At 65.1% G+C, this 24,045-nt stretch carries 20 protein-coding genes; 12 read left to right on the top strand and 8 right to left on the bottom strand.

Annotation, left to right across the window (positions count from 1 at the left end; translation table 11 throughout):
• Window positions 1–87 precede the first annotated feature (87 nt).
• The 6 genes from G5C33_RS15650 (at window position 88) to G5C33_RS15625 (ending at window position 8,808) form a co-directional block, all read left to right on the top strand.
• A complete protein-coding gene (locus tag G5C33_RS15650) occupies window positions 88–2,589 on the top strand; it encodes a TonB-dependent receptor (RefSeq protein ID WP_165327994.1) in 2,502 nt (833 codons plus the stop codon).
• A 52-nt stretch (window positions 2,590–2,641) separates the two neighbouring features.
• Window positions 2,642–3,568, top strand: coding sequence for an oxygenase MpaB family protein (locus G5C33_RS15645; RefSeq protein ID WP_206518576.1), 927 nt, complete (start codon window positions 2,642–2,644; stop codon window positions 3,566–3,568).
• Window positions 3,565–5,280 carry a GMC family oxidoreductase gene (locus tag G5C33_RS15640; protein ID WP_165327993.1) on the top strand — a complete coding sequence of 572 codons (1,716 nt, stop codon included), beginning with the start codon at window positions 3,565–3,567 and terminating at the stop codon, window positions 5,278–5,280. Before G5C33_RS15645 ends, G5C33_RS15640 begins: the two co-directional genes overlap by 4 nt.
• The gene (locus G5C33_RS15635) at window positions 5,265–6,407 is read left to right on the top strand and encodes an acyl-CoA dehydrogenase family protein (protein WP_165327992.1); all 1,143 of its coding nucleotides are present in this window, start codon (window positions 5,265–5,267) and stop codon (window positions 6,405–6,407) included. Before G5C33_RS15640 ends, G5C33_RS15635 begins: the two co-directional genes overlap by 16 nt.
• Window positions 6,408–6,598: 191 nt before the next feature.
• Window positions 6,599–8,359 (top strand): DEAD/DEAH box helicase, encoded by a 1,761-nt coding sequence (locus G5C33_RS15630; protein WP_165327991.1) that lies wholly within the window; start codon window positions 6,599–6,601, stop codon window positions 8,357–8,359.
• A 2-nt stretch (window positions 8,360–8,361) separates the two neighbouring features.
• The gene (locus G5C33_RS15625) at window positions 8,362–8,808 is read left to right on the top strand and encodes a YaiI/YqxD family protein (RefSeq protein ID WP_165328894.1); all 447 of its coding nucleotides are present in this window, start codon (window positions 8,362–8,364) and stop codon (window positions 8,806–8,808) included.
• A gap of 126 nt (window positions 8,809–8,934) precedes the next feature.
• Here the strand turns inward: G5C33_RS15625 and G5C33_RS15620 are convergent, their stop codons facing one another.
• From G5C33_RS15620 to G5C33_RS15610, 3 genes are read right to left on the bottom strand one after another with little or no spacing between them, the layout of a single operon-like run.
• The gene (locus G5C33_RS15620; RefSeq protein WP_165327990.1) at window positions 8,935–10,167 is read right to left on the bottom strand and encodes an acyl-CoA dehydrogenase family protein; all 1,233 of its coding nucleotides are present in this window, start codon (window positions 10,165–10,167) and stop codon (window positions 8,935–8,937) included.
• Window position 10,168: 1 nt separating this feature from the next.
• Window positions 10,169–11,161: an NAD(P)H-dependent flavin oxidoreductase gene (locus G5C33_RS15615; protein WP_165327989.1), complete on the bottom strand. Its 993-nt coding sequence runs from the start codon at window positions 11,159–11,161 to the stop codon at window positions 10,169–10,171.
• 49 nt (window positions 11,162–11,210) lie between these two features.
• On the bottom strand, window positions 11,211–11,978 hold the full coding sequence (locus G5C33_RS15610) for an SDR family NAD(P)-dependent oxidoreductase (RefSeq protein WP_165327988.1): 768 nt from the start codon (window positions 11,976–11,978) through the stop codon (window positions 11,211–11,213).
• 81 nt (window positions 11,979–12,059) lie between these two features.
• Between G5C33_RS15610 and G5C33_RS15605 the strand changes: the two genes are divergently transcribed.
• The 3 genes from G5C33_RS15605 to G5C33_RS15595 all read left to right on the top strand — a co-directional run bounded on the left by G5C33_RS15605 (window position 12,060) and on the right by G5C33_RS15595 (window position 16,123).
• A complete protein-coding gene (locus G5C33_RS15605) occupies window positions 12,060–14,120 on the top strand; it encodes a 3-hydroxyacyl-CoA dehydrogenase NAD-binding domain-containing protein (protein ID WP_165328893.1) in 2,061 nt (686 codons plus the stop codon).
• A 20-nt stretch (window positions 14,121–14,140) separates the two neighbouring features.
• Window positions 14,141–15,283, top strand: coding sequence for an acyl-CoA dehydrogenase family protein (locus G5C33_RS15600; RefSeq protein ID WP_165327987.1), 1,143 nt, complete (start codon window positions 14,141–14,143; stop codon window positions 15,281–15,283).
• A 171-nt stretch (window positions 15,284–15,454) separates the two neighbouring features.
• Complete coding sequence (locus G5C33_RS15595; protein WP_165327986.1) at window positions 15,455–16,123, top strand: nitroreductase; 669 nt, start codon at window positions 15,455–15,457, stop codon at window positions 16,121–16,123.
• Between the two features lie 15 nt (window positions 16,124–16,138).
• Here G5C33_RS15595 and G5C33_RS15590 read toward each other — a convergent pair whose 3' ends face one another.
• Genes G5C33_RS15590 through G5C33_RS15570 form a run of 5 tightly spaced genes read right to left on the bottom strand, consistent with a single transcriptional unit; the run spans window position 16,139 to window position 21,252 of the window.
• The gene (locus G5C33_RS15590; RefSeq protein WP_165327985.1) at window positions 16,139–16,579 is read right to left on the bottom strand and encodes a hypothetical protein; all 441 of its coding nucleotides are present in this window, start codon (window positions 16,577–16,579) and stop codon (window positions 16,139–16,141) included.
• A 54-nt stretch (window positions 16,580–16,633) separates the two neighbouring features.
• Window positions 16,634–17,692: a phosphotransferase gene (locus G5C33_RS15585; protein ID WP_165327984.1), complete on the bottom strand. Its 1,059-nt coding sequence runs from the start codon at window positions 17,690–17,692 to the stop codon at window positions 16,634–16,636.
• Window positions 17,689–18,861, bottom strand: coding sequence for an acyl-CoA dehydrogenase family protein (locus G5C33_RS15580; protein ID WP_165327983.1), 1,173 nt, complete (start codon window positions 18,859–18,861; stop codon window positions 17,689–17,691). The genes G5C33_RS15585 and G5C33_RS15580 overlap by 4 nt, the downstream gene beginning before the upstream one ends.
• A 13-nt stretch (window positions 18,862–18,874) precedes the next feature.
• Window positions 18,875–19,762 (bottom strand): crotonase/enoyl-CoA hydratase family protein, encoded by an 888-nt coding sequence (locus G5C33_RS15575; RefSeq protein ID WP_165328892.1) that lies wholly within the window; start codon window positions 19,760–19,762, stop codon window positions 18,875–18,877.
• A 23-nt stretch (window positions 19,763–19,785) separates the two neighbouring features.
• Window positions 19,786–21,252, bottom strand: a complete 1,467-nt coding sequence (locus tag G5C33_RS15570) for an aldehyde dehydrogenase family protein (RefSeq protein ID WP_165327982.1) — start codon at window positions 21,250–21,252, stop codon at window positions 19,786–19,788.
• Between the two features lie 160 nt (window positions 21,253–21,412).
• Between G5C33_RS15570 and G5C33_RS15565 the strand changes: the two genes are divergently transcribed.
• The 3 genes from G5C33_RS15565 to G5C33_RS15555 all read left to right on the top strand — a co-directional run bounded on the left by G5C33_RS15565 (window position 21,413) and on the right by G5C33_RS15555 (window position 24,044).
• The gene (locus G5C33_RS15565) at window positions 21,413–22,588 is read left to right on the top strand and encodes an acetyl-CoA C-acetyltransferase (RefSeq protein WP_165327981.1); all 1,176 of its coding nucleotides are present in this window, start codon (window positions 21,413–21,415) and stop codon (window positions 22,586–22,588) included.
• A 20-nt stretch (window positions 22,589–22,608) separates the two neighbouring features.
• Window positions 22,609–23,388 (top strand): SDR family NAD(P)-dependent oxidoreductase, encoded by a 780-nt coding sequence (locus G5C33_RS15560; RefSeq protein ID WP_165327980.1) that lies wholly within the window; start codon window positions 22,609–22,611, stop codon window positions 23,386–23,388.
• 74 nt (window positions 23,389–23,462) lie between these two features.
• The gene (locus tag G5C33_RS15555) at window positions 23,463–24,044 is read left to right on the top strand and encodes a PadR family transcriptional regulator (protein ID WP_165327979.1); all 582 of its coding nucleotides are present in this window, start codon (window positions 23,463–23,465) and stop codon (window positions 24,042–24,044) included.
• The last annotated feature ends 1 nt before the right edge of the window (window position 24,045 follow it).

The following is a 24,045-nucleotide window of genomic DNA, read 5'->3' as shown; positions in this document are numbered from 1 at the left end:
AATTCACTCCCTACAATGTAATTGTTCAGTTAAACAATACCCCGAGGCGTAAAAAGGCACATTCGGGAACCTATGGGAGGGAATTGGATGCGAAAGGCAATGTTCTTCGCCGCCGCGGCTCAGGCCGCATTGCTGGTCGCCACGCCCGCGACGGCACAGGAAAGCGGCACGGAGGACGCGCCCGAGGCCGGCGATGTCGTTCAGGATGTGCCGCCGACGGTTGGTACCGAAATCGTCGTCACGGCCCAACGACGAAGCGAATCGATCAATGACGTGCCGCTCTCGGTGCAGGCCTTCAGCGGTGACGCATTGCGCGACCTGCGAGTCGACAATGTTCAGTCGCTTGCGACCAATATTCCCTCGCTGGCAGTGGCGCCTGCCTATTCGGGCGTACCGATCTTCACGCTGCGCGGCATCGGCTTCAACAGCGTCAACATCACGGCGACGTCGACGGTCGGCATCTATCAGGACGAACTGGCGCTGCCCTATCCCTCGATGGCGAACGGGCCGATATTCGACCTTGAGCGCGTCGAAGTACTGAAGGGGCCGCAGGGACTGCTCTATGGCCGCAACACCACCGCGGGGCTGGTCGATTTCATCACCGCCAAGCCGAAGCTGGGCGAATTTTCCGGCTATGCGACGGCGGAAATCGGCAATTACCAGACCTATAATTTCGAAGGTGCGCTCAACATTCCGCTCGGCCGGACGGCCGCGTTGCGCGCGTCCTTCCGTTCCGAAAACAGCGACGAGGGCTGGCAGATCGATCAGTCGCGCGGCGAAAAGCTGGGCGAGAAGGACCGGCTGGGCGGGCGGCTGTCGCTGCTGTGGGAGCCGTCGTCGAGTTTCGAGGCGTTCGCCTCGGTCTCCGGCTGGCGCGATCGCTCGGATACGCAAGCGGGACAGGCGATCAGCCTCAACCTCACCAACCGCCTGTCGCTGGCGGCGCCGGCCGTCGGTCCGGGCGACTTCAATTCGGCCGCGCTGCTCGATTATCTCGCGAACAACCAGCCCGACGAGGCAAGCGATGCCGGCTTCCAGCCCGCAGCGGACCGCGCCGCCGATGTCGGTCTCGCACCCGGGATCGGCGCGCCGCGTGCCGACAGCGAGTTTCTTTCGGCGCAGCTTCGTCTGACGCTGCGGCCCGATGCCGAACTGTCGATCATCTCGCTGACCGGGTACAATAACTTCACGCGCAAGGATGTAGTCGATTTCGGCGGTGCGCCGTTCGAAATCATCTCGACTGAATATGACGCGAAGATCGAATCCTTTTCGCAGGAACTGCGGTTCGAAGGCGATCATGGCGATTTCAGCTGGTCGGTCGGAGGCTATTACGCGCATGACGACCTGCGCGAGGGCAGCCGCTTCGTCATCGGCGACAACAGTTCGGTGGCGTTCCTGCGCGCCAACACACTTGCGATCCTGGCCAATCCCGCGCTCAACGCGCTGTTCAACGTCGAAGGGCACACGCCGGCCGATGTCGCAGTGGCGTTCCGCGAGGGCGGCGGCATGGCAACCGGTTATTCGGAAACCTATAGCGGCTATGCCAACGCCGATTTCCAGCTTTCGGATCAGTTCAGCGTGTCGGGCGGTGTGCGCTTCGGCAAGGACTATACCGAACTCGACGGCTGTTCGACTGAAGTCAACGGCAACTATCTGCCGATCGTCAACACCACCAATCGCGTCATCATCTTTCAGACCTATGGTGTGATCGCGCCGCTGGTGGTGAAGGGTGGCTGCACCACCTATGATCCGACCATCAACGAGGATGTGCTGGTTCACGAGGAACTGAACGAGGACAATTTTTCCGGTCGCCTGACGCTCCAGTATGAACCCGCCGACGCCACGATGCTGTTCGCGTCGGTCGCGCGCGGCGTCAAATCCGGCAACATCCCGATCGTTCCGGCCAATCGCGCGGTGCAGTTCACGCCCGCCAAGCAGGAAGAGCTGACTGCCTATGAAATCGGCATCAAGACCGCGATCGCCGACCGTCTGGCGCAAGTGAACGTCACCGGCTTCTATTACGACTATACCGACAAGCAGTTCAGCTCCTACGTACCCGACCCCACATTCGGCGCACTGCAGCGGCTGGTGAACATCCCCAATTCGCACGCCTGGGGTATCGATGCCGAAGTGACGCTGCGGCCTTCGCCGGTCTTCCAGCTGCAATGGAACGGCACCTATCTGAAGACCAAGGTCGAGGATTATGTCGGTGCCAATGCCGCCGGCATCCCGACGGATTTCAGCGGGTCGGAATTCTCCTATGCGCCCGAATTCTCCACCAGCGCGACGGCGACGCTGACTCTGCCGGTTTCCTCCAGCCTCAATTTCCAGGCAACGCTGAACGGCAGCTATCGCACCGAAACCCATTCGGATTTCGGCGAGGATCCGCTGTTCCGCATCAAGGACTATGCATTGCTCAACGGCAGCATGGGGATCGCCAGCGCCGACGGGCTGTGGTCGGTCACCATCTGGGGCCGCAACATCACCGACACCTACTACTGGACCTCGGTCGTCGACAATCAGAACCTCAATGTCCGCTACGCCGGGATGCCCCGCACTTTCGGTGCGTCCTTCTCGGTGAACTTCTGAGCGGCCCGGTGCGGTTGTCCGGCGATCTGCCTGCGTAACCCGGAGTGAAGCGATGAACGACACCGCACTTTCCATGCCCGCCGCCGGCCATGTCGGCCCGGCGGCGGAGGGCGCTGCCAAGACGAAGAAGAAGCCGCCGATGCCCAAGGTGGATTTTCTGAATCCGCCCGGCGCGCCGGCCTATTACACGCCCGATTCGATCGCCTGGGACGTGTTCAAGAACCCGGTGTCGCTGTTCATCGGCGGTGTGGCGGCGGTGTTGCTGGAACTCGGCGAGCCGCGCGTGCGCGAAGGCGTGTGGGGACATTCGATCTTCCCCACCGATCCGGTCACGCGGATGCGGCGCACCGGCATGGTGACGCATGTCAGCGTCTATGCCCCGCGCGCCGTTGCAGACAAGGTGATCGGCGGCGTCGTGCGCATGCACGAGAAAGTGCGCGGGACAACGCCCGAGGGCGAGGCCTATCACGCCAATGACCAGGAACTGCTCGATTGGGTGCAGGCGACGGTCGATTACGGATTCATGGAGGCCTATGCCGCCTTTTGCCGCCCGCTGACCGACGCCGATCGTGATCGCTTCTACGCCGAATCGATCCCGATCGCCGACCTGTTCCTCGCCAAGGGCGCGCCGAAGACGCTCGCCGAGCAGCGCGAACAGTTCGAGGCGATGCGGCCGCGCATCGTCGGCCATCCGATCCTGACCGAGTTCCTGGACATCGTGAAGAATACGCCGGCGGTGCCGGGTCCGCTGCGTCCTTTCCAGTGGATGATGGTGCGCGCGGCGATTTCGATACTGCCGACCTGGGCGATCCGGCAGCTCGAACTCGACGGCAGGCAATACCGGCTCGCCGGCTGGGAGCGGATGCTGCTCAAGGGTATGGGCCGGATGTTCGAGCGGCTGCACATCGCCGGCGCGCCGCCCGCCCAGGCATCGGTGCGGATGGGGCTGCCGTCCAACTATCTCTATCGCCGCAAATGAACGGGCCGACCGCGGATTATGTGATCGTCGGGGCAGGCTCGGCGGGCTGCGTGCTTGCCAACCGGCTGAGCGCCGACGGGCGAACGCGCGTGCTGCTTGTGGAAGCGGGCGGCGACGATCGGCCGCTGCGCAATTTGCGGCAATTCGCGTCCAACATGACGATCCGTATCCCGGTCGGCTATGCCAGCACCTTGAAGGACAGGCGCGTCAACTGGCTGTTCGAGACGCAGGCCGATGCGAGCACCGGCGGGCGCCGCTATCTCTGGCCGCGCGGCAAGGTGCTGGGCGGCTCGTCCTCGCTCAACGGCATGCTCTATGTGCGCGGCCAGCGCGGCGATTATGACGGCTGGCGGGCGATGGGCTGCGAAGGCTGGGGCTGGGCCGATGTCGAGCCCTATTTCCGTCGCGCCGAGCATCGCCACGGCGAGGCCGCCGAAACCTACGGCACCGATGGCCCGCTCGATATCTCCGACCCGACGATGGCGCATCCGCTGTCGCAGGCGGCGCTCAAATCCTGCGAAGCGATCGGGCTCGAGCATCGCGACATTCACGGCGCCGAGCAGGAAGGCGTCGCCTGGTTCCCGCTCACCGTGCGCAACGGCAAACGCTGTTCGACGGCGGTCGCCTATCTTCACCCGGCGATGGCGCGGCCCAATCTCCGCGTCCTCACCCGCGCGCAGGCGACGCGCGTTGTGATCGAAGGCGGGCAGGCGGTGGGTGTCGAGTTTCGCCATGACGGCAAGTGCCATGTCGCGCGCGCCTTGGGCGAAGTGATCCTTGCGGGCGGGGCGGTCAATTCGCCGCAATTGCTCCAGCTGTCAGGCATCGGCCCGGCGGCGCTGCTGCGCGCGCATGGCATCGATCTGATCGCCGATCTGCCGGGCGTCGGCGCCAATCTGCAGGACCATTATATCGTCAGCGAGAATTACCGGCTGAAGAAGGGAGTCCAGTCGATCAACGAGCTCGCGCGCGGTTGGCGGCTGTTGCGCGAGGCGGGGCGCTATCTGACCAGGAAACGCGGACTGCTGACGCTGTCGGCGGCGCATGTCACCGCTTTCTGCCGCTCGCACGCCGATCTGGCCTCGCCGGACATCCAGTTCCACATCCTCCCCGCCACGGTCGACGCCGACGCCTTTCTGCGCGAACAGAAGATGCTGCTGGAAAAACTGCCCGGGATCAGCATAGCGCCGTGCCAGCTTCGTCCGCAATCGCGCGGGACGATCAACATCGCCTCGGCCGATCCGCTCGCGCCGCCCGCGATCACGCCCAATTATCTGTCCGATCCGATGGACGGGAAGGTGATCGTCGAAGCGCTCAGGATCGGCCGACGCATCGCCGCCGCCGAGCCGCTGGCGGGGCAGATCGATCATGAAATGGCGCCCGGCGCCGATGTGCTGAGCGACGACGACCTGCTCGCCTTCGCGCGTGAGGCTGGGACGACGCTCTATCACCCGGTCGGCACTTGCGCGATGGGGCAGGGGCCGGGCGCCGTTCTCGACCCGCAACTGCGCGTGCGCGGCGTCGGGCGGCTGCGCGTGGTCGATGCGGGCGTGATGCCACGGATCAGCTCGGGCAATACCAATGCGCCAACGATCATGATTGCCGAAAAGGCAAGCGACATGATCCTCGGCAAGACGCCGCTCGCCGCGAAGGTGGAGGCAGTGCGACCGCAACCAAAGAAAACAAGGAGCGCCGAGTGGATTTCGGCCTGACCGAAGAGCAGACGATGCTGCGCGACATGCTGCAGCGCTATCTGCGCGATAGCTACGATTTCGAAACGCGCCGCAAGCGCATCCTGCAGGGCGGACCCGATACCGCGTTGTGGCAGGATTTCGCGCAGACATTGGGCATTCTCGCCGCGCCGCTGCCGGAACGTGCGGGCGGGCTGGGCGGCGGCGCGATCGAAACGATGATCGTGATGGAGGCGCTTGGCGAAGCGCTGGTGCCCGAGCCGTTTCTCGAAACCGTGGTGATCGCGGGTGGACTGCTGGCGCGGCTGCCCGGCGAGGCGAGCGATGCGCTGCTCGGCCGGATCGCTGGCGGCGAGGCGAAGGTCGCGCTCGCGCATGGCGAACCGCAGAGCCGCTATGCGCTGCACGATGTGCGCACGACTGCAAAGGCGAAAGGCAACGGCTGGGTGCTCGACGGGACAAAGCAGGTCGTGGTCGGCGGTCCCGATGCGGTGCAGCTGATCGTCAGCGCGCGTACGAGCGGCGATACCCGCGATCGTGACGGTATCGCGCTGTTCCTGCTCGGCAGCGACGCCAAGGGAATCGAGCACCACGACTATCGCCTGATCGACGAGCGCGGCGCGTCCGACCTCATGTTGCGCGACGTGCATGTGCCTGGCGATGCGTTGCTCACGGGTGAGGGTGCTGCATTGCCGCTTATCGAGCAGGTCATCGACGAAGCGACGGCGGCGGTCTGCGCCGAAGCGGTTGGCGCGATGCGGCGGATGGTTGATGACACGGTCGAATATGCCAAGCAACGCCGCCAGTTCGGTCAGCCGCTTGCCGGCTTTCAGGTGCTGCAGCACCGCATGGTCGATATGTATATGGCGCTCGAACAGGCGATTTCGGCCGCCTATCTGGCGACGCTCCAGCTCGATGCCGCGCCCGGGGAACGCGCCCGCGCGGTATCCGCGGCAAAAGCGGTGATCGGCGATGCGGCCCGCTTTGTCGGGCAGAATGCGGTCCAGCTCCACGGGGCGATGGGGATGACTGAGGAACTCGCCGTCGGCCATTATTTCAAGCGAGTTAGCGTGATCGAACAGCAGTTCGGCCCCGCAGACCATCACCTTGCCCGCTATGCGGCGCTGCGCCGGGCGGAGGCGGCGTAGCGGCTTTTTGCTGCGCCGCGAAATCAGCTAGAGCCAAATCGCTCGCGATGCTGTAGAGGGCCTCGCAGCGGCCGAGACGTTCGGCCGGCTGGCCTGCCGCGCGCTGCCGCACATCGCGACGCCACGGCGCCTGCCCAAGCAACAGACACGCCCGGTCGCGACACGCGCGGCCCGGTCATATCGCGAGCATCATGTCCTTTTCGAATCTCCCCGCCATTTTCGGCGAAGCGCTGGCCGAACGTGGCTATGCCGAACCTACTGCGGTGCAGGCCGCCGTCATCGCCCCCGAAGCATCGGGCCGTGACCTGATCGTCTCGGCGCAGACCGGATCGGGCAAGACCGTCGCCTTCGGTCTCGCCATGGCCGAAAACCTGCTCGACCGGCTCGATGGCCCGGCCGAGGCGCCGCTGGCCTTGATCGTCGCGCCGACGCGCGAACTGGCATTGCAGGTCAGCCGCGAGCTGATCTGGCTCTATGCCAGGACCGGTGCGCGCATCGCCACCTGCGTCGGCGGGATGGACCCCTCGCGCGAGCGGCGCGTGCTGCGCGGCGGGCCGCATATCGTCGTCGGTACGCCGGGGCGACTGCGCGACCATCTCGAGCGCGGCGCGCTTGATCTTGGCAATTGCGCGGCGGTGGTGCTCGACGAGGCCGACGAGATGCTCGACATGGGCTTTCGCGAGGACCTTGAGGAAATTCTCGACGCCACGCCCGAAGGGCGGCGGACATTGCTTTTCTCCGCCACGATGCCCAAGCCGATCGTCGCGCTCGCCAAACGCTATCAGCGCGACGCGCTGCGCATCGCGACCGGCGGCGAGGAACGCGGTCACGGCGACATCGCGTTCCAGGTAGTGACGGTATCGCCCTCGGAAATCGAAGCGGCTGCGGTAAACCTGCTGCGCTATCACGAGGCGGAAACCGCGATCCTGTTCTGCGCGACTCGCGACAATGTACGGCGGCTGCACGCGACGCTGCAGGAGCGAGGTTTCGGGGTCGTCGCCCTGTCGGGCGAGCATTCGCAATCCGAACGCAATCAGGCGCTGCAGGCATTGCGCGACCGCCGCGCGCGCGTCTGCGTCGCCACCGATGTTGCTGCGCGCGGGATCGACTTGCCGAGCCTCAGCCTCGTCATCCATGTCGAAATACCGCGTGACGCCGAAACGCTCCAGCATCGCTCGGGCCGCACCGGGCGCGCGGGGAAGAAGGGAACGGCGGTGCTGATCGTTCCCTATCCGCGCCGCCGCCGCGTCGAATCGATGCTGCGCGGCGCGCGCATCAACGCCGAATGGATCGACGCGCCGAGCCCCGAGGCGATCCGCGCGCAGGATCGCGAGCGGCTGCTCTCGGCATTGCTCGCGCCCGCCGAATATGACGAGGAAGATCGCGAACTCGCGCAGCGTCTGCTCGCCGAACGTTCGCCCGAGGATATTGCGGCCGCGCTTGTCCGCTCGCATCGCGCGGCAATGCCGCAGCCCGAGGAGATGATCGAAAACACGCCAGAGGCGCGCCGCGCCGCGCAGCAGGAACGGCATCGTCCGGGGTTCGAGGACACTGTCTGGTTCCGGCTCGATCTGGGGCGGCGGCAAAATGCCGATCCGCGCTGGCTGCTGCCCTTGCTCTGCCGTCGCGGGCACATCACCCGCAACGAAGTCGGCGCGATCCGCATCGGCGCCAATGAAACGCATTTCCAGGTGCCGCGCGCGATCGCGAAGAAGTTCGCCGCCGCGCTGGAACGTACCGCGACGGACGAAGAGGACGCGGTGCGGATCGAACCCTCGGACGGTCCGGCCGAAGGCGGTCGCGGTCGTCCCGGCCGGCCGCCGCACAAGGCGCGCCCCGCCGGCGCGCGGAAGCATCCGGGCGGACCCAAGCCGCATCGCGGCGCCAAGGGCGAAAAGCCGCGCACCGGCGGCAAGGACAAGAAGCCCAAGCGCAAGGATCGTCCGGCGTGAGCCTGCGCATCCTGGTCGATGCCGATGCCTGTCCGGTGAAGGACGAAATCTACAAGGTGGCGTGGCGGCACGAGCTGCCCGTCACCATTGTCAGCAACAGCTGGCTGCGGGTGCCCGATCACCCGCTGATCGACCGGGTGGTGGTGAGCGACGGCTTCGACGCGGCCGACGACTGGATCGCCAAGGCAGCCGATGCCGACGCGATCGCGATCACCGCCGATATCCTGCTCGCCGACCGCTGTCTGAAGGCCGGGGCAAGCGTGCTTGCCCCCAACGGCAAGCCGTTCACCGAAGCCTCGATCGGCGGCGCGATCGCGACGCGCGCGATCATGGCCGATCTGCGCGCCGGCGGCGATCAGATTGGCGGGCCGCCGCCGTTCAGCAAGGTGGATCGGTCGAATTTTCTGCAGGCGCTCGACTCGGCGATCGTACGGCTCAGGCGCCGTTGACTCCTTGCCTTCCGTCACCCCGGCCTTGAGCCGGGGGCCAGCTGCCTTTGCCCAGGTGACGGAGCAGAAGAAGCTGGATCCCGGGTCAAGCCCGGGATGACGTGTACGGTGGATGGCGTGCCGGACTCACAATCCCAGCACCATCTTTGCAAGGATATTCCGCTGAATCTCGTTCGATCCAGCATAGATCGAACCGGCGCGTTCGTTGATATAGCGCAGCGGCGCGAGCGCCTGCCACGGTTCGCCGGCTACATGCCCGTCCTCGGGCGGCGTGAAGTGCGGGGAGGGGCCGCCGGGCATCGTCGCATGCGGCTGATAGGCCATGCCCGCAGGTCCTGCGGCTTCGATCTCGAGCTCACTCAGATGCTGGGCGAGTTCGGTGCCGAGAACCTTCATCATCGAAGACAGTGCGCCGACGCTGCCGCCTTCCGACGCGGCCGACAGCAGCCGCATTTCGAGGATTTCGAGCGTGTCGATCCGCGCTCGCGCCGCCGCCAGCTTTCGAGAGAAGGCGGGGGCGTCGATCAACGCGCCGCCGTCATCGGCCGGTGCCTCTGCGGCCACTTCCGCCAGCCGCTGCGCGCGGACGTGGAGGGCGGGGGCATAGGCGCTGCCGCCGCGTTCGAATTCGAGCAGATATTTGGCGACGCCCCAGCCCTGATCGACGTCGCCGAGCACATTGGCCTGCGGCACGCGGACGTCGGTGAAGAAGACCTGCGCCTGCACTTCCTCGCCCGAGGTCATCAGCAGCGGGCGGACTTCGATGCCCGGCGCGGTCATGTCGATCAGCAGGAAGGTGATGCCCTGTTGCGGGCGATCGCGCTTCGACGTGCGGACCAGCGCGAACATCCAGTTGGCTTCGGTGGCGTGGGTGGTCCAGATTTTCGATCCGTTGAGGATGAAATCCGCGCCGTCCGCCTCCGCCGCCATTTGCAGCGAGGCGAGGTCCGAGCCTGCGCCCGGCTCCGAATAGCCCTGACAGAAAAAGACCTCGCCGGTGAGGATGCGGGGGAGGAAGAACGCCTTCTGCTCGGGCGTGCCGAATTTCATGATCACATGCGCGACCATATGGATGCCCATTGGCGAAAGCGACGGCGCGCCGGCTTCGATCAGCTCGCGGTTGAAGATGTAGTGTTGCGCGACGCTCCAGTCCTGCCCGCCATGTTCGATCGCCCAGTGCGGTGCCGCCCAGCCGCGTGCATGCAGGCGATCCTGCCATGCCATGCTCGCTTCGTGGTCGGGATAGACGCTGGTGGCATATTTGCCCGCGCGCGCGATTTCGGGAGTGAGGTTATCGGCGAGAAAGGCGCGGACTTCGTCGCGGAAGGCGAGTTCCTCGGGGCTCCAGGCGAGATCCATGTCAGGCCACCGCCTCGGGCTGCTGCGTCAGCATGTCCGCCAGTCGCTGCGAGATGATCGTTTCGGCGTCCGCGACGATGCGGTGGACCAGCTCGGCGCAGCTCGGCACGTCGTGGATCAGCCCCTGGATCATGCCCGCGCTCCAGATGCCGTGATCGAGCTCGCCGCTGTCGAGCCCTTCCTTGCCGCGCGCGCCCTTCACCAGATGCGCGATTTCCTCGAACGGCTTGCCTTCGGCTTCGGCGGCGACGACTTGCTCGCTGACTGCGTTGCGCGCCACGCGCGCGGTGTTGCGATAGCTGCGGAAGATGAGGTCGGTCGCGCGTTCGTCGTTTGCGACCATCGCCTGTTTGAAATTCTCGTGGATCGGCGCTTCCCTGGTCGCGCAGAAGCGCGTGCCCATGTTGATGCCCTCGGCACCCAGCGCGAGTGCGGCGGCAAGACCGCGCCCGTCGCCGAAGCCGCCGCTCGCCAGAATCGGGATTGTCACCTTGTCGGCGGCGGCGGGGATCAGGATCAGCCCCGGAATGTCGTCTTCGCCCGGATGGCCCGCGCATTCGAAGCCGTCGATCGACACGGCATCGACCCCCATATGCTCGGCCGACAGCGCATGGCGGACGGCGGTGCATTTGTGGATCACCTTGATACGGTGCTGCTTGAAGTGATCGACATGTTCCTGAGGCTTGTATCCGGCGGTTTCGACCACTTCGATGCCGCTTTCGATGATCGCGGCGCGATATTCGGCATAGGGCGGTGGATTGATCGACGGGAGGATGGTGAGATTCACGCCGAACTTGCGGTCGGTCATCTCGCGGCAGCGCGCGATTTCCTTGCTCAGCGCTTCAGGCGTCGGCTGGGTAAGCGCGGTGAGAAAGCCCAATGCGCCTGAATTGGCGACGGCGGAGACCAGCTCGGCGGTGCCGACCCACATCATCCCGCCCTGGACGACCGGATGATCGACTCCGAACATCTCGGTGAAGCGCGTTTTCAGCATGGCATTCCTCTCAATCGTCACGCTTGTTTAAGTGAACAGTTAAATCCAGTCAAAGCGACTGTCCATCGTCCACCGTCATCACCGATCCCGTAACGTAAGCGCTGGCATCCGAAGCGAGATAGAGCAGCGCGCCGTCGAGCGAATCGGCGCCCATCAGGCGGCGGCGCGGCCATTTGGCGATCTGCTTCCGGCCGCCCTCGGTGTTGAACCAATCGGAATTGAGATCGGTTTCGATATAGCCCGGGCAGAGCATGTTCACATTGACGCCCTTGTTCGCCCAGTCGCGGGCGAGCACCCGGCCGAGCTGAAGCACGGCGGCCTTCGAGGCGCTGTAGAGCGCCAGCCCCGGTGACACCGACTGCGCGGTGATCGAGGAGATAAGGACGATCCGCCCGCGCCTGGTTTCGGGCGATCCGGCGGCGATCATCCGCCTGGCGCCCTCGCGCACGGTGAGGAAAGCTCCGCGGACATTGACCGCGAGCACCGAATCGAACGCGGACGCGTCCACGTCGAGCGCGGGGCCTTCGATATTCATCCCGGCGTTGGCGACTATCGTGTCGACTGGTCCGAACATGGCCTCGGCGCGGTCATAGGCCGCCTGAACCGATGCTTCGTCGGTCACGTCCATCGCGACCGCGAGCGCCTTGCCGCCGCCCGCGCGAATCGCATCGCATCGTTCGGCCAGCAATTCCTCGCGCCGCGCGGTCAGCACGACCCGCGCACCGGCTGCGGCGAGCTGATGCGCGAACCGTGCGCCGAGCCCCGAAGACGCGCCGGTTATCAGCGCCGTACGACCCGCCATCAACATTTCAGACATGCACTCTCCCTTGATTAGTTGCTTAATTAGTTAGATAGGCGGGCAATGCAAAGCAGGAATGGCGAGGGAGCGGATATGCAGATGAACGCAGTGACGACGCTGACGGTCGAGGATGGCGTTGCGGTGGTCACGATCGACTCGCCGCCAGTCAATGCGCTGTCCGCTCCAGTGCGCGAGGGGCTGAAGGCCGCGTTCGCGCAGGCCGAAGGCGACGATGCCGTGCGCGCGATCGTGCTGGCCTGTGCCGGGCGGACCTTCATCGCGGGTGCCGATATCCGCGAATTCGATTCCGAACTGGTCGGCCCGCATCTTCATGACGTGCAGGCCGTGATCGAGGCATCGACCAAGCCGACGGTCGCCGCTATCCACGGCACAGCGCTGGGCGGCGGACTGGAAGTCGCGCTTTGCTGCCATTTCCGGGTCGCCGTGCCTTCGGCCAGGGTCGGGCTGCCCGAAGTCGCGCTCGGGCTGCTGCCGGGTGCCGGCGGCACGCAAAGGCTGCCCCGGCTCGCAGGCGTGCCGGCCGCGCTGGACATGATGGTCGGGGGTCGTCCGATCCGTGCGGACAAGGCTTGCGAACTCGGCATTATCGACAAGATCGTTCCTGAGGGCGAATTGCTCGCCGAAGCCGTTTCCTATGCACGCAAAGCCGCCGATGCGGGCACGAAGCTGGTCCGCGTGCGCGATCGCAGCGAAGGGCTGGCACAGGATACCGGCCCCGAGGTCTTCGCTGAATTCCGCAAGAAGCATGCGCGCGCCTTTCACGGATTCAAGGCGCCGGCGAATATCGTCAAGGCGGTCGAGGCGGCGGTCGCGCTGCCGTTCGACGAGGGCTTCAAACGCGAAGGCGAGTTGTTCGAGGAGCTGGTTCATAGCAATGAAAGCAAGGCGCAGCGCTATCAGTTCTTCGCCGAGCGCGAGACCGCAAAGATCCCCGACATCCCGAAGGATATGCCGCACATCCCGGTGAAATCGGTCGGCGTGATCGGCGCAGGCACGATGGGCGGCGGGATCGCGATGAACTTCCTCAATATCGGCCTGCCGGTGACGATCGTCGAGGCAAAGCAGGAAGTGCTCGATCGCGGCGTCGCTACGATACGGAAGAATTATCAGATAACCGTCGACAAGGGGCGGATGACGGCCGAACAGCTTGATGAGCGGATGGGCCTGCTGAAGCCGAGCCTGGCGATGGACGATCTGGCCCAGGTCGATCTGATCATCGAAGCGGTGTTCGAGAAGCTCGAACTCAAGCAGGAAATCTTCGGCAAGCTCGACGGCATCGCCAGGCCCGACGCGATCCTGGCGAGCAATACCAGCTTCCTCGATGTCGATGCGATCGCCGCCGCGACGCAGCGGCCCGAAACCGTCGTCGGCATGCACTTCTTCTCGCCCGCAAACGTGATGAAGCTGCTCGAAGTCGTGCGTGGCGAAAAGAGCAGCGACAGCGTCGTCGCCACCGCGATGGCCGTGGGACGCAGGATCGGTAAGGTCGCGGTGCTCAGCCGCGTCTGTGACGGTTTCATCGCCAACCGCATGATGGCGCCGCGCATGGAAGCCGCGCAGGCGCTGATCCTCGAAGGGCCGATGCCGAGCCAGGTCGACAAGGCGATGGTCGCATACGGCTTCCCGATGGGGCCCTTCGCGATGCTCGATCTGGTGGGACTCGATGTGATCGGATGGGACGCGGCGACGAGCAGTTCGTCGACCGTCACTGAAGTGCTGTGCGAAATGGGCCGCTGGGGGCAGAAGAAATCGGGCGGCTTTTACGATTATGACGAGAAGCGCCGTCCGTCGCCATCGCCCGTCGCCGATCAGGTGGTGCGTGATTTCCAGGCGAAGTCGGGCAAGCAACATCGCGAATTCAGCGAACGGGAGATCGTCGAACGGCTGCTCTTCCCGGTTGTGAACGAAGGCGCGAAGCTCCTCGACGAAGGCATCGCCATCCGCGCGTCGGACGTCGATGTCGCGCTCGTCTACGGCTATGGCTGGCCGGTCTTCACCGGCGGCCCGTTGTTTTGGGCCGATATCGTCGGGCTCGACCGCGTGATCGCCGGGCTCGAAGCGGCAGGGCACGAACCCGCGCCGCTGCTCGAGCGCATCGCCGCCGACGGCAGGAAACTCCACCAATACCAAGTCGCGTAAAGCGGCGCAGGAGAGGGCATATGCTGAATACCGCAGGTCGTAGCGCCTATGACGAAAATCACGAGCTGTTCCGCGAACAGGTTCGCAAATTCTTCGACGCGAAGATCCACCCCAATCTGGATCGGTGGGAAGAAGCCGGGATCGTTGATCGCAGCGCGTGGAATGATTGCGGCGAGGCGGGGCTGCTCTGCCCCACCGTGCCGGAGGAATATGGCGGCCTCGGCCTCGATTTCGGCTATAACGCCGTGGTCGGCGAGGAGCTGGCCTATACCGGCTCGGCGATCGGCATCACGCTGCAATCCGATATCATCGCCGATTATATCCTCCATTACGGCTCCGAAGAGCAGAAGCGCGAATGGCTGCCCCGGATGATTTCGGGCGAAGTGGTGACCGCGATCGCGATGACCGAGCCCGGCACCGGATCGGACCTGCAGGGCGTGAAGACCACCGCGCGCAAGGACGGCAATCACTATGTCATCAATGGATCGAAGACCTACATCACCAACGGCCAGCATGCCGATCTGATCATCGTCGTCGCCAAGACCGATCCCGAACAGGGCGCGAAGGGCATTTCGCTGATTTTGGTCGAAGCCGACCGCGAAGGCTTTGCGCGCGGGCGCAATCTCGACAAGATCGGCCAACATTCGGGCGACACGTCCGAGCTGTTCTTCAACGATGTCCGCGTGCCGACCACCCATTGCCTGGGTGAGGAAGGGCGCGGCTTCGCCTATCTGATGAACCAGTTGCCGCAGGAACGCCTGTCGATCGCCATCGGCGCGCAGGCCGCGGCGCAGCGCGCCTTTGATGTCGGCGTGGCCTATGTGAAGGAGCGCAAGGCGTTCGGGAAGAGTGTGTTCGATTTCCAGAATACACGTTTCGTGCTGGCGGACCTTGCGACCAAGCTGCAGGTCGGCTGGGCGCATCTCGATTGGGCGTTGAAGCGTCACATTGCGGGTGATCTGACTGCGGTCGAGGCATCGGCGGCGAAGCTGTGGCATACCGAGCTTCAGGGCGAAGTCTGCGATGCCGCGCTGCAGCTGCATGGCGGCGCGGGCTATATGAACGAATATCCGATCGCTCGCCTCTGGCGCGACGCGCGTGTCAGCCGCATCTATGGCGGCACGAGCGAGATCATGAAGGAAGTGATCGGGCGGTCGCTCTGAGCCCCTTTTCCCCGACAGCGTCACCCCGGCCTTGAGACGGGGGCCAGCTGCCTTTTGCTACGGTTGCGAGGAAGAAGAAGCTGGATCCTGCGCCCGGGATGACGTTTCGGCGAAGGCGACCCAATCTTCCACGGGGTAGGTGGGGCGGTCACCACCAGACGGGGCTCTCGCATGAACGTCACCCAAGCCGTCACCAGCCGCCGTTCGATCCGCGCCTTTCTCGACAAGCCGGTCGACATGGACCGGCTGCGCACCATCATCGAAACGGCGGGCCGCGCGCCGTCGGGCGGGAATCTTCAGCCCTGGCATATCCATGTCCTGTCGGGCGAACCGATGGCGCGGTTCAAGGCGCTGATGCGCGAACGGCTGGCGGAGGCCCCGTTCGGCGATGGTGCCGAATATGCCGTCTATCCCGAACCGCTAGGCGAACCCTATCGCAGCCGCCGGTTCGCGGTGGGCGAGGCGATGTACGAACGGCTCGGCATCCCGCGCGAGGACAAGGCGGCGCGGATCGCGTGGTTCAAGCGCAACTGGCAATTCTTCGACGCGCCGGTGGGCCTCTTCTGCCATGTCCGTCGCGATCACGGGCCCCCGCAATGGTCCGATTGCGGCATGTTCCTGCAAACGCTGATGCTGCTCCTCCGCGAAGCCGGGATGGATAGCTGCGCGCAAGAGGCATGGGCGGTGCACCACAAGACGGTTCGCGAATTTCTGGACGTGCCCGCGGAGCTGATGCTGTTCACCGGCATGGCGATCGGCTGGCGCGATCCCGATGCGGCGGTGAATGGCTTTGAAGTGGCGCGGGCTCCGATGGAGGAATGGGCTAGGTTTGTGAGCTGACAGTGATGTCGGAAATCAATCTTCCTCCTCGACCCAGAAGATGAAGGCGTTTGTGCTGTCAAAGCCGATCAATCCGCAGTCAAAGGTCGAGGCGGTAAGGGATATCCAGGAGAGCGGCTGATCCGTCCTCCAGACCCCATTGCTCAGGAAGGATGCATTTCCGGCCAGGTCCGCAAGGGCTGTTTTCGCGTCGCGAAACGCGCCGGCGGATGGGGACGGCTTCGCGTATGCTAAGCTGGTCGTCCCTGCCACGGCAAGGATATGGGCTGCACTCCCCCATTCCAGATTTATCATCTGCCCGTGTTCGAGAGGGGCGTTGATAGCGGTGGGCAAGGCAACTTTTTGCGCGATAGCGCGGACAAGCTGGCTTTCACGCACCTGGGGGCGCTTTCCAATCCACCAGCGCGCGTTTGATCGCTTGGCGAATCTTCGAAAGAGAGATTCGAGCCTTTGCATATGAGCAAAAGACCGAAAGCGACGCGCGACTGCAAGTGTGAGCGAGGATTGCGCTCACTCCCCGGCCTGCCGCCACCCGATCTCCGCCAGCTCCGGCAGCGTCGCCACCATCCGCTCGGCATCCGCTGATGCTGCCGTGCCGCGGATCATGCGTCCCTTGATGCCGTGCAGAATCGCGGCGAAGCGGAACATGTTGAACGCCAAGTAGAAATCGAGCGCGGGGATGTTCTCGCGCCCCGTACGGCGGCAATAGGCGGCGACATAGTCGGCTTCGCTCGGCAGGCCCAAAGCGGTGAGGTCGTTGCCCGCTATCCCCGCGACCATGTGGCTGGGCAGGCGGTACATCATCAGGTGATAGGCGAAGTCCGCCAGCGGATCACCTAGCGTCGACAGCTCCCAGTCCAGCACTGCCAGCACGCGCGGTTCGCCGGGGTGAAAGATCATGTTGTCGGTGCGGAAATCGCCGTGGATGACGCGGGTTTCCTGTTCGGGCGGGAGATGCTCGGGCAGCCATTCGGCCAGCCGGTCCATCGCATCGATCCGGCCCGCCGCTTCATCCTCGCGATATTGCCGCGACCAGCGTGCGATCTGGCGCTCGAGATACTGGCCTTTGCGCCCATAGTCGCCGAGATTCGCCGCGTCGGGATCGAAGCCGTGAAGCTGCGCCAGCGCGGCGTTCATCGCGTCGAAATAGGCGGCGCGCTCCTCGCGCGGGACGTCCGGGAAGGTCGAATCCCAGAAGATGCGGCCTTCGACCAGCTCCATCACGAAGAACCAGGTGCCGATCACGGCTTCGTCGGTGCACAGGCCGAAGATATGCGGCACCGGAAAGCCCTGCGCGCCGAGCGCCGCCATCACCCGTGCCTCGCGCTCGACCGCGTGCGCGCCTTTCAAGAGCTGCCCCGGCGGCTTGCGGCGCAGCACATAGGCACGGCCGGGCGTGTCGAGCCGATAGGTGGGATTGGATTGGCCGCCCTTGAACTGGGTGACGGTGAGCGGCCCGGCATAGCCTTCCACGTTTGCCGCCATCCATTCGGCCAGCCGCGCCTCGTCGAAACGATGCGCCTCGCGCACCTCGCGGGTGCCGGAGAAGCTGTCGGCCGCGTCGCTCATGCCTGCTCCAGCGCCGCGAGCGTCTCGCGCTTGATCTTCTTGGCGAGGCTCCATTTGTGCACCTCGGTCGGGCCGTCATAGATGCGGAAGGCGCGGATTTCGCGGAACACCTGCTCGACGATCGTGTCGCCTGAGACGCCGGTGCCGCCCATCACCTGAACGCAGCGATCGGCGACGGCGAACAGGAGGTCGGCGACCGCAACCTTGGTCATCGAGCTTTCGGTGGTACCCTTGGCGCCGCTGTCGAGCACATCGGCGCACCAGTCGATCATCAGTTCGGCCTGTTTCAGCGCTATGCGGTTTTCGGCGAGCATGAAGCCGACGCCTTCGTGATCGACCAGCATCTTGCCGAACGCATGGCGCTTCACCGCATAGGCGCAGGCGATTTCGTGCGCGCGCGTGGCCGCGCCGTGCCAGCGCATGCAATGGGTGAGGCGGGCAGGGGCGAGCCGCACCTGCGCATAATCGAACCCCTTGCCGACTTCGCCGAGGATCTGGTCGGCGGGGACGCGCAGCTTGTCGATCGTGACGATGCTGTGCCCGCCGGGCATCGAGCTGTCGATCGTGTCGAGCACGCGCTCGATGCGGATCGCCGGATGGGGAAGGTCGGCGAGGAACAGTGTCGCGCCTTGCTCGGTCCTGGCCATGACGATGCCGACCTTTGCGCCATCGGCGCCGGTGATGAACGCCTTGCGTCCTTCGATCACCCAGTGGTTGCCATCGGGCCGCGCGGTCGTCTGCAGCATCGACGGGTCGGAGCCGGCGCCGCCGTCCTCGGCGGGCTCGGTCATGAAGAAGGCCGAGCGCGCATCTCCGCTGAGCATGGGGGCAAGGAAGCGCGCCTTCTGCGCCTCGTTCGCCACCTTGCCGAGCAGGAACATGTTGCCTTCGTCGGGCGCGGCGACGTTGAGCGCCACCGGGCCGAGCGGTGACAGACCGGCGGCGCGCAGCACGGTGGCAGTATCGCGGTGCGCCAGGTGGCTGCCGTCCTCGCGAATGTGCGGGGTCATCAGCCCGGCCCGGCGCGCCAGGTCGCGCAGCTCGGAAACCAGCGCTTCGGATGGGCCATGCGCGCCACAACGCGGGTCGCGCTCAAATGGCGCGACGGTTTCGCGGACAAAGGCGGTTACGCGCGCTGCGATTTCCTCGGCGCGAGTCGGATCGTTCACAATGGCGCTCCTGTCAGCGATATTCGGGTTCGTCCCACCAGGGGAAATAATCGGGCATGTCGATTGATACGCGATCGGGAAAATTCGCCTCGCGCTTCTCCAGAAACGCCGTGACGCCCTCCATCGCATCGGCGCTGTGCCCACGGGCAAGAACGCCCCTGCTGTCGATACGATGCGCCTCCATCGGATGCGCCATGCCGAGCCCGCGCCACAGCATCTGGCGGGTGAGTGCGACCGATACCGGTGCCGAGCTTTCGGCATAGGAGGCGGCGATGGCGCGCGCGGTGGCGATCAGATCGCCCGGTGCGGTGACGTCGCAGACCAGCCCGCCGCCATGCGCCTCGGCCGCGCCGAAAGTCCGCCCGCTCATGCACCAGTCAAGCGCCTGCGATATGCCCACGATGCGCGGCAGGAACCACATCGATGCGCCTTCGGGCACGATCCCGCGCCGGGCGAAGGCGAAGCCGAACTTGGCGTTTTCACTGGCGACGCGGATGTCCATCGGCAGCAGCATGGTGACGCCGATGCCGATCGCCGGGCCGTTGATCGCGCCGATTACCGGCTTGAGGCTTTCGAAGATGCGCAATGTCAGCCGTCCGCCATAGTCGCGGGCGCTGTCGGCGCTGTAATCAATCGTCCCGTCGGCGGCGATGGGAGAACCGGGCTGGCCCGCCGCATCGAATGCCTTGGCGCCCATCTCCAGGTCCGCTCCGGCGCAGAAGGCGCGGCCGTCGCCGGTGACGATGATCGCGCCGACATCATCGTCTGCGTCGGCGCGGTCGAACGCGTCGATCATCTCCTCCATCATCCGAACGGTATAAGCGTTGAGCTTGTCCGGCCGGTGGAGCGTCAGCGTCGCGATATGGTCGCTGACTTCATAGCGTATCTGTTCATAGGTCATGGCTGGGGCCTTGCTGGTGGCGCTCATGCCTCGGCGCCTTCGGTGGCGGGTTCGCGCGGCGCGGCGACCAGCGGCTTGCGCGCGGTGATCGTCTGCGGAACGGTGAATTCGAGCAAGCCTTCGATACCGTGTTCGACGCCGATGCCCGACTGCTTGTGCCCGGCGAACGGCGTCCAGGGCATGACGTAGAGGGTTTCGTTGATCCAGACGGTGCCGGTCTCAAGCCGCTCGGCGACGGCGAGCGCGGCCTCCATGTCGTTCGACCAGACCGATCCGGCCAGGCCATAGTCGGAGGCATTGGCGCGGGCGATCGCGTCGTCGACGTCGCTGTACTTGAGCAGCGGAACCAAGGGGCCGAAGGCCTCCTCCTGCACCGTGGCGCTGTCCTCGGGCGGATTGTCGACGATGGTGGCGGGGATGAAATAGCCCTTACCTTCGGAGGGCTCACCGCCGGTGAGGAAGGTTTCGCCGTTGGCCTTGGCTTGGGCGATCAGCGCCTTCACCCGCTCGAACTGCGCGCGGTTCTGCACCGGGCCGAGCAGATTGCCCTCGGCGAGGCCGTCGCCCATCGGGATATTCCGGGCTAAAGCGGTCAGCGCCGTGGCGACTTCGCCATAGATGTCCTCATGGACATAGATGCGCTTGGCGGCGGTGCAGACCTGCCCCGAATTGCCGAACGCGGCCCAGAAGAGCGGCTCGGCGATCGCGGCGACATCGACATCGGGCAGCACGATCGCGGCGTCGTTGCCGCCGAGTTCGAGCGTGATGCGCTTCAGGCTCGCCGAGGCGTTTTCCATCACGCGCTTCCCGGTCGCGGTCGAGCCGGTGAAGCTGATTTTGTCGATGCCGGGGTGCGCGGTTATCCACGGGCCGACCGCGTCGCCGCCGCTCACTACGTTGAACACGCCGGGCGGCAGATGCTCGCGCATCGCCTCACCGAGCTTGAGCATGGTCAGCGGGGTGTAGGGCGAGGGCTTGATCACCAGCGCGTTGCCGGTGAGCAGCGCGCCCGCGATCTTCCAGATGCCGATCATCAACGGGAAATTCCACGGCACGATCGCGCCGACCACGCCGATCGGGACGTGGCGCGTTTCGGAACGGCGATTGGGCGTTTCCTCGTTCACGGTGACGGGTAGTTCCTGCTGCGACACCTGCTGCGCCCAGAAGGCAGCGCCACCGACTTCGGGGCCGACCATCGCCAGCGGGCGGCCCTGTTCGAGCGTGAACAGGCGGGAGAATTCCTGCATGTGCGCGCCGATGACCTCCCCGATCTTCGCCACCGCGGCGCGGCGCTGTTCGATCGGAGTCGCCCGCCAGCCGGTAAAGGCCGCGCGGGCGGCGGCGACTGCGGCGTCGAGCTGATCGCGGCTGCAATCGGGCGCCCTGGCGACCGGTTCCTCGGTTGCCGGATTGATCACGTCGATCGTGGCGTCGCCGACCACTGCCTCGCCGTCGATCGTCATCGTGAAGTCGCGCGTGAAATCGACCATTGCTGTCTCTCCGCGATTTTTCTGATGTCTATCCCATAGCGAGGCGCCTTCGCGAAGGGAAGGTTAGTTATGTGAACGATTAAATTTAATCGTGCGATTGAAAATGCCGGGAGGCGCTGGTAACGCGGCCCCTGTTCTTGGCATTTCGGAGCATGGAAAAATGGCCGCACCCACCGCCTATATCGTCGACGCCGTCCGCACCGCGGGGGGCAAGCGCGGCGGAAAGCTTGCTGGATGGCACCCCACCGATATGGGCGGCGCGGTGCTCGATGCGCTGGTCGATCGCACCGGCATTGATCCCGCCGCAGTCGACGACGTCATCATGGGCTGCGTCAGCCAGGGCGGCGAACAGGCGCTGCATGTCGGGCGCAATGCCGTGCTCTCCTCGAAGCTTCCCGCAAGCGTCCCCGCCGTCACCATCGACCGCCAGTGCGGCTCCTCGCAACAGGCGATGCAGTTCGCCGCGCAGGCGGTGATGAGCGGCACGCAGGACGTGGTGATCGCCGCGGGCGTCGAATCGATGACGCGCGTTCCGATGGGCTCGACCGTCGCCTTCTATGCCGAAAAGGGGATGGGGACGCCCAAATCGCCGCGTCAGGAGGAACGCTATCCCGGCATCCAGTTCAGCCAGTTCATCGGCGCCGAGCTGATCGCGCGCAAACACGGCTTCTCGAAGGATCAGCTTGATCAGTTCGCGCTCGAAAGCCACAGGCGCGGTGCGGCGGCGACCGAACGGGGTGACTTTGGCGAGGAAATCATCGGCCTCGAAATCGAAACGCCCGAGGGGACTCAGCTCCATACTGTCGACGAAGGCATCCGATTCGACGCGACGTTGGAAGGAATCCAGTCGGTCAAGCTGCTCGCCCCCGACGGCGTGATCACCGCCGCCAATGCCAGCCAGATTTGCGACGGATCTTCGGGCGTGCTGATCGTGTCCGAAGCCGCGCTCAAGCAACATGGGCTGACGCCGATCGGGCGCATTCACAACCTCACCGTGACGGCGGGCGATCCGGTGATCATGCTCGAGGAGCCGCTGTTCGCGACCGACAAGGCGCTCAAGCGCGCCGGGCTCGCCATCGACGATATCGATCTGTTCGAAGTCAACGAAGCCTTCGCACCGGTGCCGCTCGCCTGGCTCAAACATACCGACGCAGACCCGGACCGGCTCAACGTCAACGGTGGCGCGATCGCGCTCGGCCATCCGCTCGGCGCGAGCGGGACCAAGCTGATGGCGACCCTGATCCACGCATTGCGCAAGCGCGGCAAGAAATACGGATTGCAGACGATGTGCGAAGGTGGCGGCATCGCCAACGTCACCATCGTCGAAGCGCTCTGAAGCAGGTTCGGGAGGGGAATATGCAACTCGATTCAACGATCGCCGCAGTCGTAACTGGCGGTGCGTCGGGCCTGGGCGAGGCGACGGCGCGCGCGCTCGCGGCGAAGGGCGTCAGGGTCGCGATCTTCGACCTGCAAAAGGACAAGGGCGCCGAAGTCGCCCGGGAGATCGGCGGCACTTTCTGCGAAGTGAACGTCACCAGCGAGGAAAGCGTCGACGCGGGTTTCGAAAAGGCACGCGCGGCGCACGGGCAGGAGCGCATCCTGGTCAATTGCGCGGGCACCGGCAATGCGATCAAGACCGCCAGCCGGTCGAAGGAAGACGGTGGCATCAAGCATTTTCCTCTCGATGCCTTCGACAGGATCATCCAGATCAACCTGATCGGCACCTTCCGCTGCATCGCCAAGTCAGCGGCGGGAATGCTTACGCTCGATGCCGTCGATGACGAACGCGGCGCGATCGTCAACACCGCTTCGGTTGCGGCGGAAGACGGGCAGATCGGCCAGGCAGCCTATTCGGCGTCGAAGGGCGGCGTGGTCGGCATGACGCTTCCCATCGCGCGCGACCTGATGGGCGAGGGGATTCGCGTCAACACGATCCTGCCGGGCATTTTTGATACGCCCCTGCTCGGCGCCGCGCCGCAAAATGTGCGCGATGCGCTGGCGGCATCGGTGCCGTTTCCCAGGCGGCTCGGCAAGCCGGAGGAATATGCCAGGGTCGCGCTCTGCATGATCGAAACCGGCTATTTCAACGGGGAGGACGTGCGCCTCGATGGCGCGATCCGCATGCAGCCGCGCTGAACCCAAGCCGAAGATGCGATGCTTCCGCTCCGGCACCACTTGCCGAAGCGGGAGTGCGGTTGATAGGGTTTGGCATGACCGAAAGTTCGATCGCCCCGGCGGCGGAACAGGCGCTGACGCTCAGCGACAGCGAAGGCACGTTTCTGGGGCTGGTGCTGCGCGCGCAGCCGATAACGGCCTATCAGGTCGCGAAAGTCTATGATCGTTCCCCGGTCAGCAATTTCAACACCAGCAAGGGCAAGATCTATCCGCTGATGCGCCGGCTCGTCGAACGCGGGCTGCTGGTCAAGGAACAGGTGGCCGGGGACGCGCGCGGAACCGAGCAATTGCGTTGTACCGATCTCGGGCGGGAGGCCGTGCGGCAATGGGTGCTCGAAGCGCGCGAGACGCATGTCATGCTCGAGGACCCGCTGCGCACCAAGGTACAGTCTTTCGACCTGCTCACCCCCGCGGAGCGTATCGAATGGATATTGAGTGCCAAGGAAAGCTTGGCGGAACAGCTCGATCGGCTCGAATCCTATCAGGCCGGCGTGGACGTGCCCTTCAAGGAATTCGTTCACGACAACGCGGTCCGCTCGGTTCAGGCGCGTATCGCCTGGCTCGATCGCATGCTGGCGGCGATGCTGCGCGAAACGGCGGCGCAAAGCGGCAGTTGAC

It is taken from the genome of Sphingosinithalassobacter tenebrarum (assembly GCF_011057975.1).
Lineage (GTDB): Bacteria > Pseudomonadota > Alphaproteobacteria > Sphingomonadales > Sphingomonadaceae > Sphingomonas > Sphingomonas tenebrarum.
The sequence above is the reverse complement of the archived record's forward strand: the minus strand, read 5'-3'. Positions and strand labels throughout refer to the sequence as shown.

What these genes read in the sequence shown, in the direction of transcription:
- G5C33_RS15650 (WP_165327994.1), top strand. Translation starts at nt 88, where the DNA reads ATGCGAAAGGCAATGTTCTTCGCCGCCGCGGCTCAGGCCGCATTGCTG.
- G5C33_RS15645 (WP_206518576.1), top strand. Translation starts at nt 2,642, where the DNA reads ATGAACGACACCGCACTTTCCATGCCCGCCGCCGGCCATGTCGGCCCG.
- G5C33_RS15640 (WP_165327993.1), top strand. Translation starts at nt 3,565, where the DNA reads ATGAACGGGCCGACCGCGGATTATGTGATCGTCGGGGCAGGCTCGGCG.
- G5C33_RS15630 (WP_165327991.1), top strand. Translation starts at nt 6,599, where the DNA reads ATGTCCTTTTCGAATCTCCCCGCCATTTTCGGCGAAGCGCTGGCCGAA.
- G5C33_RS15620 (WP_165327990.1), bottom strand. Translation starts at nt 10,167, where the DNA reads ATGGATCTCGCCTGGAGCCCCGAGGAACTCGCCTTCCGCGACGAAGTC.
- G5C33_RS15615 (WP_165327989.1), bottom strand. Translation starts at nt 11,161, where the DNA reads ATGCTGAAAACGCGCTTCACCGAGATGTTCGGAGTCGATCATCCGGTC.
- G5C33_RS15610 (WP_165327988.1), bottom strand. Translation starts at nt 11,978, where the DNA reads ATGTCTGAAATGTTGATGGCGGGTCGTACGGCGCTGATAACCGGCGCG.
- G5C33_RS15605 (WP_165328893.1), top strand. Translation starts at nt 12,060, where the DNA reads ATGAACGCAGTGACGACGCTGACGGTCGAGGATGGCGTTGCGGTGGTC.
- G5C33_RS15600 (WP_165327987.1), top strand. Translation starts at nt 14,141, where the DNA reads ATGCTGAATACCGCAGGTCGTAGCGCCTATGACGAAAATCACGAGCTG.
- G5C33_RS15595 (WP_165327986.1), top strand. Translation starts at nt 15,455, where the DNA reads ATGAACGTCACCCAAGCCGTCACCAGCCGCCGTTCGATCCGCGCCTTT.
- G5C33_RS15590 (WP_165327985.1), bottom strand. Translation starts at nt 16,579, where the DNA reads ATGCAAAGGCTCGAATCTCTCTTTCGAAGATTCGCCAAGCGATCAAAC.
- G5C33_RS15585 (WP_165327984.1), bottom strand. Translation starts at nt 17,692, where the DNA reads ATGAGCGACGCGGCCGACAGCTTCTCCGGCACCCGCGAGGTGCGCGAG.
- G5C33_RS15575 (WP_165328892.1), bottom strand. Translation starts at nt 19,762, where the DNA reads ATGACCTATGAACAGATACGCTATGAAGTCAGCGACCATATCGCGACG.
- G5C33_RS15570 (WP_165327982.1), bottom strand. Translation starts at nt 21,252, where the DNA reads ATGGTCGATTTCACGCGCGACTTCACGATGACGATCGACGGCGAGGCA.
- G5C33_RS15565 (WP_165327981.1), top strand. Translation starts at nt 21,413, where the DNA reads ATGGCCGCACCCACCGCCTATATCGTCGACGCCGTCCGCACCGCGGGG.
- G5C33_RS15560 (WP_165327980.1), top strand. Translation starts at nt 22,609, where the DNA reads ATGCAACTCGATTCAACGATCGCCGCAGTCGTAACTGGCGGTGCGTCG.
- G5C33_RS15555 (WP_165327979.1), top strand. Translation starts at nt 23,463, where the DNA reads ATGACCGAAAGTTCGATCGCCCCGGCGGCGGAACAGGCGCTGACGCTC.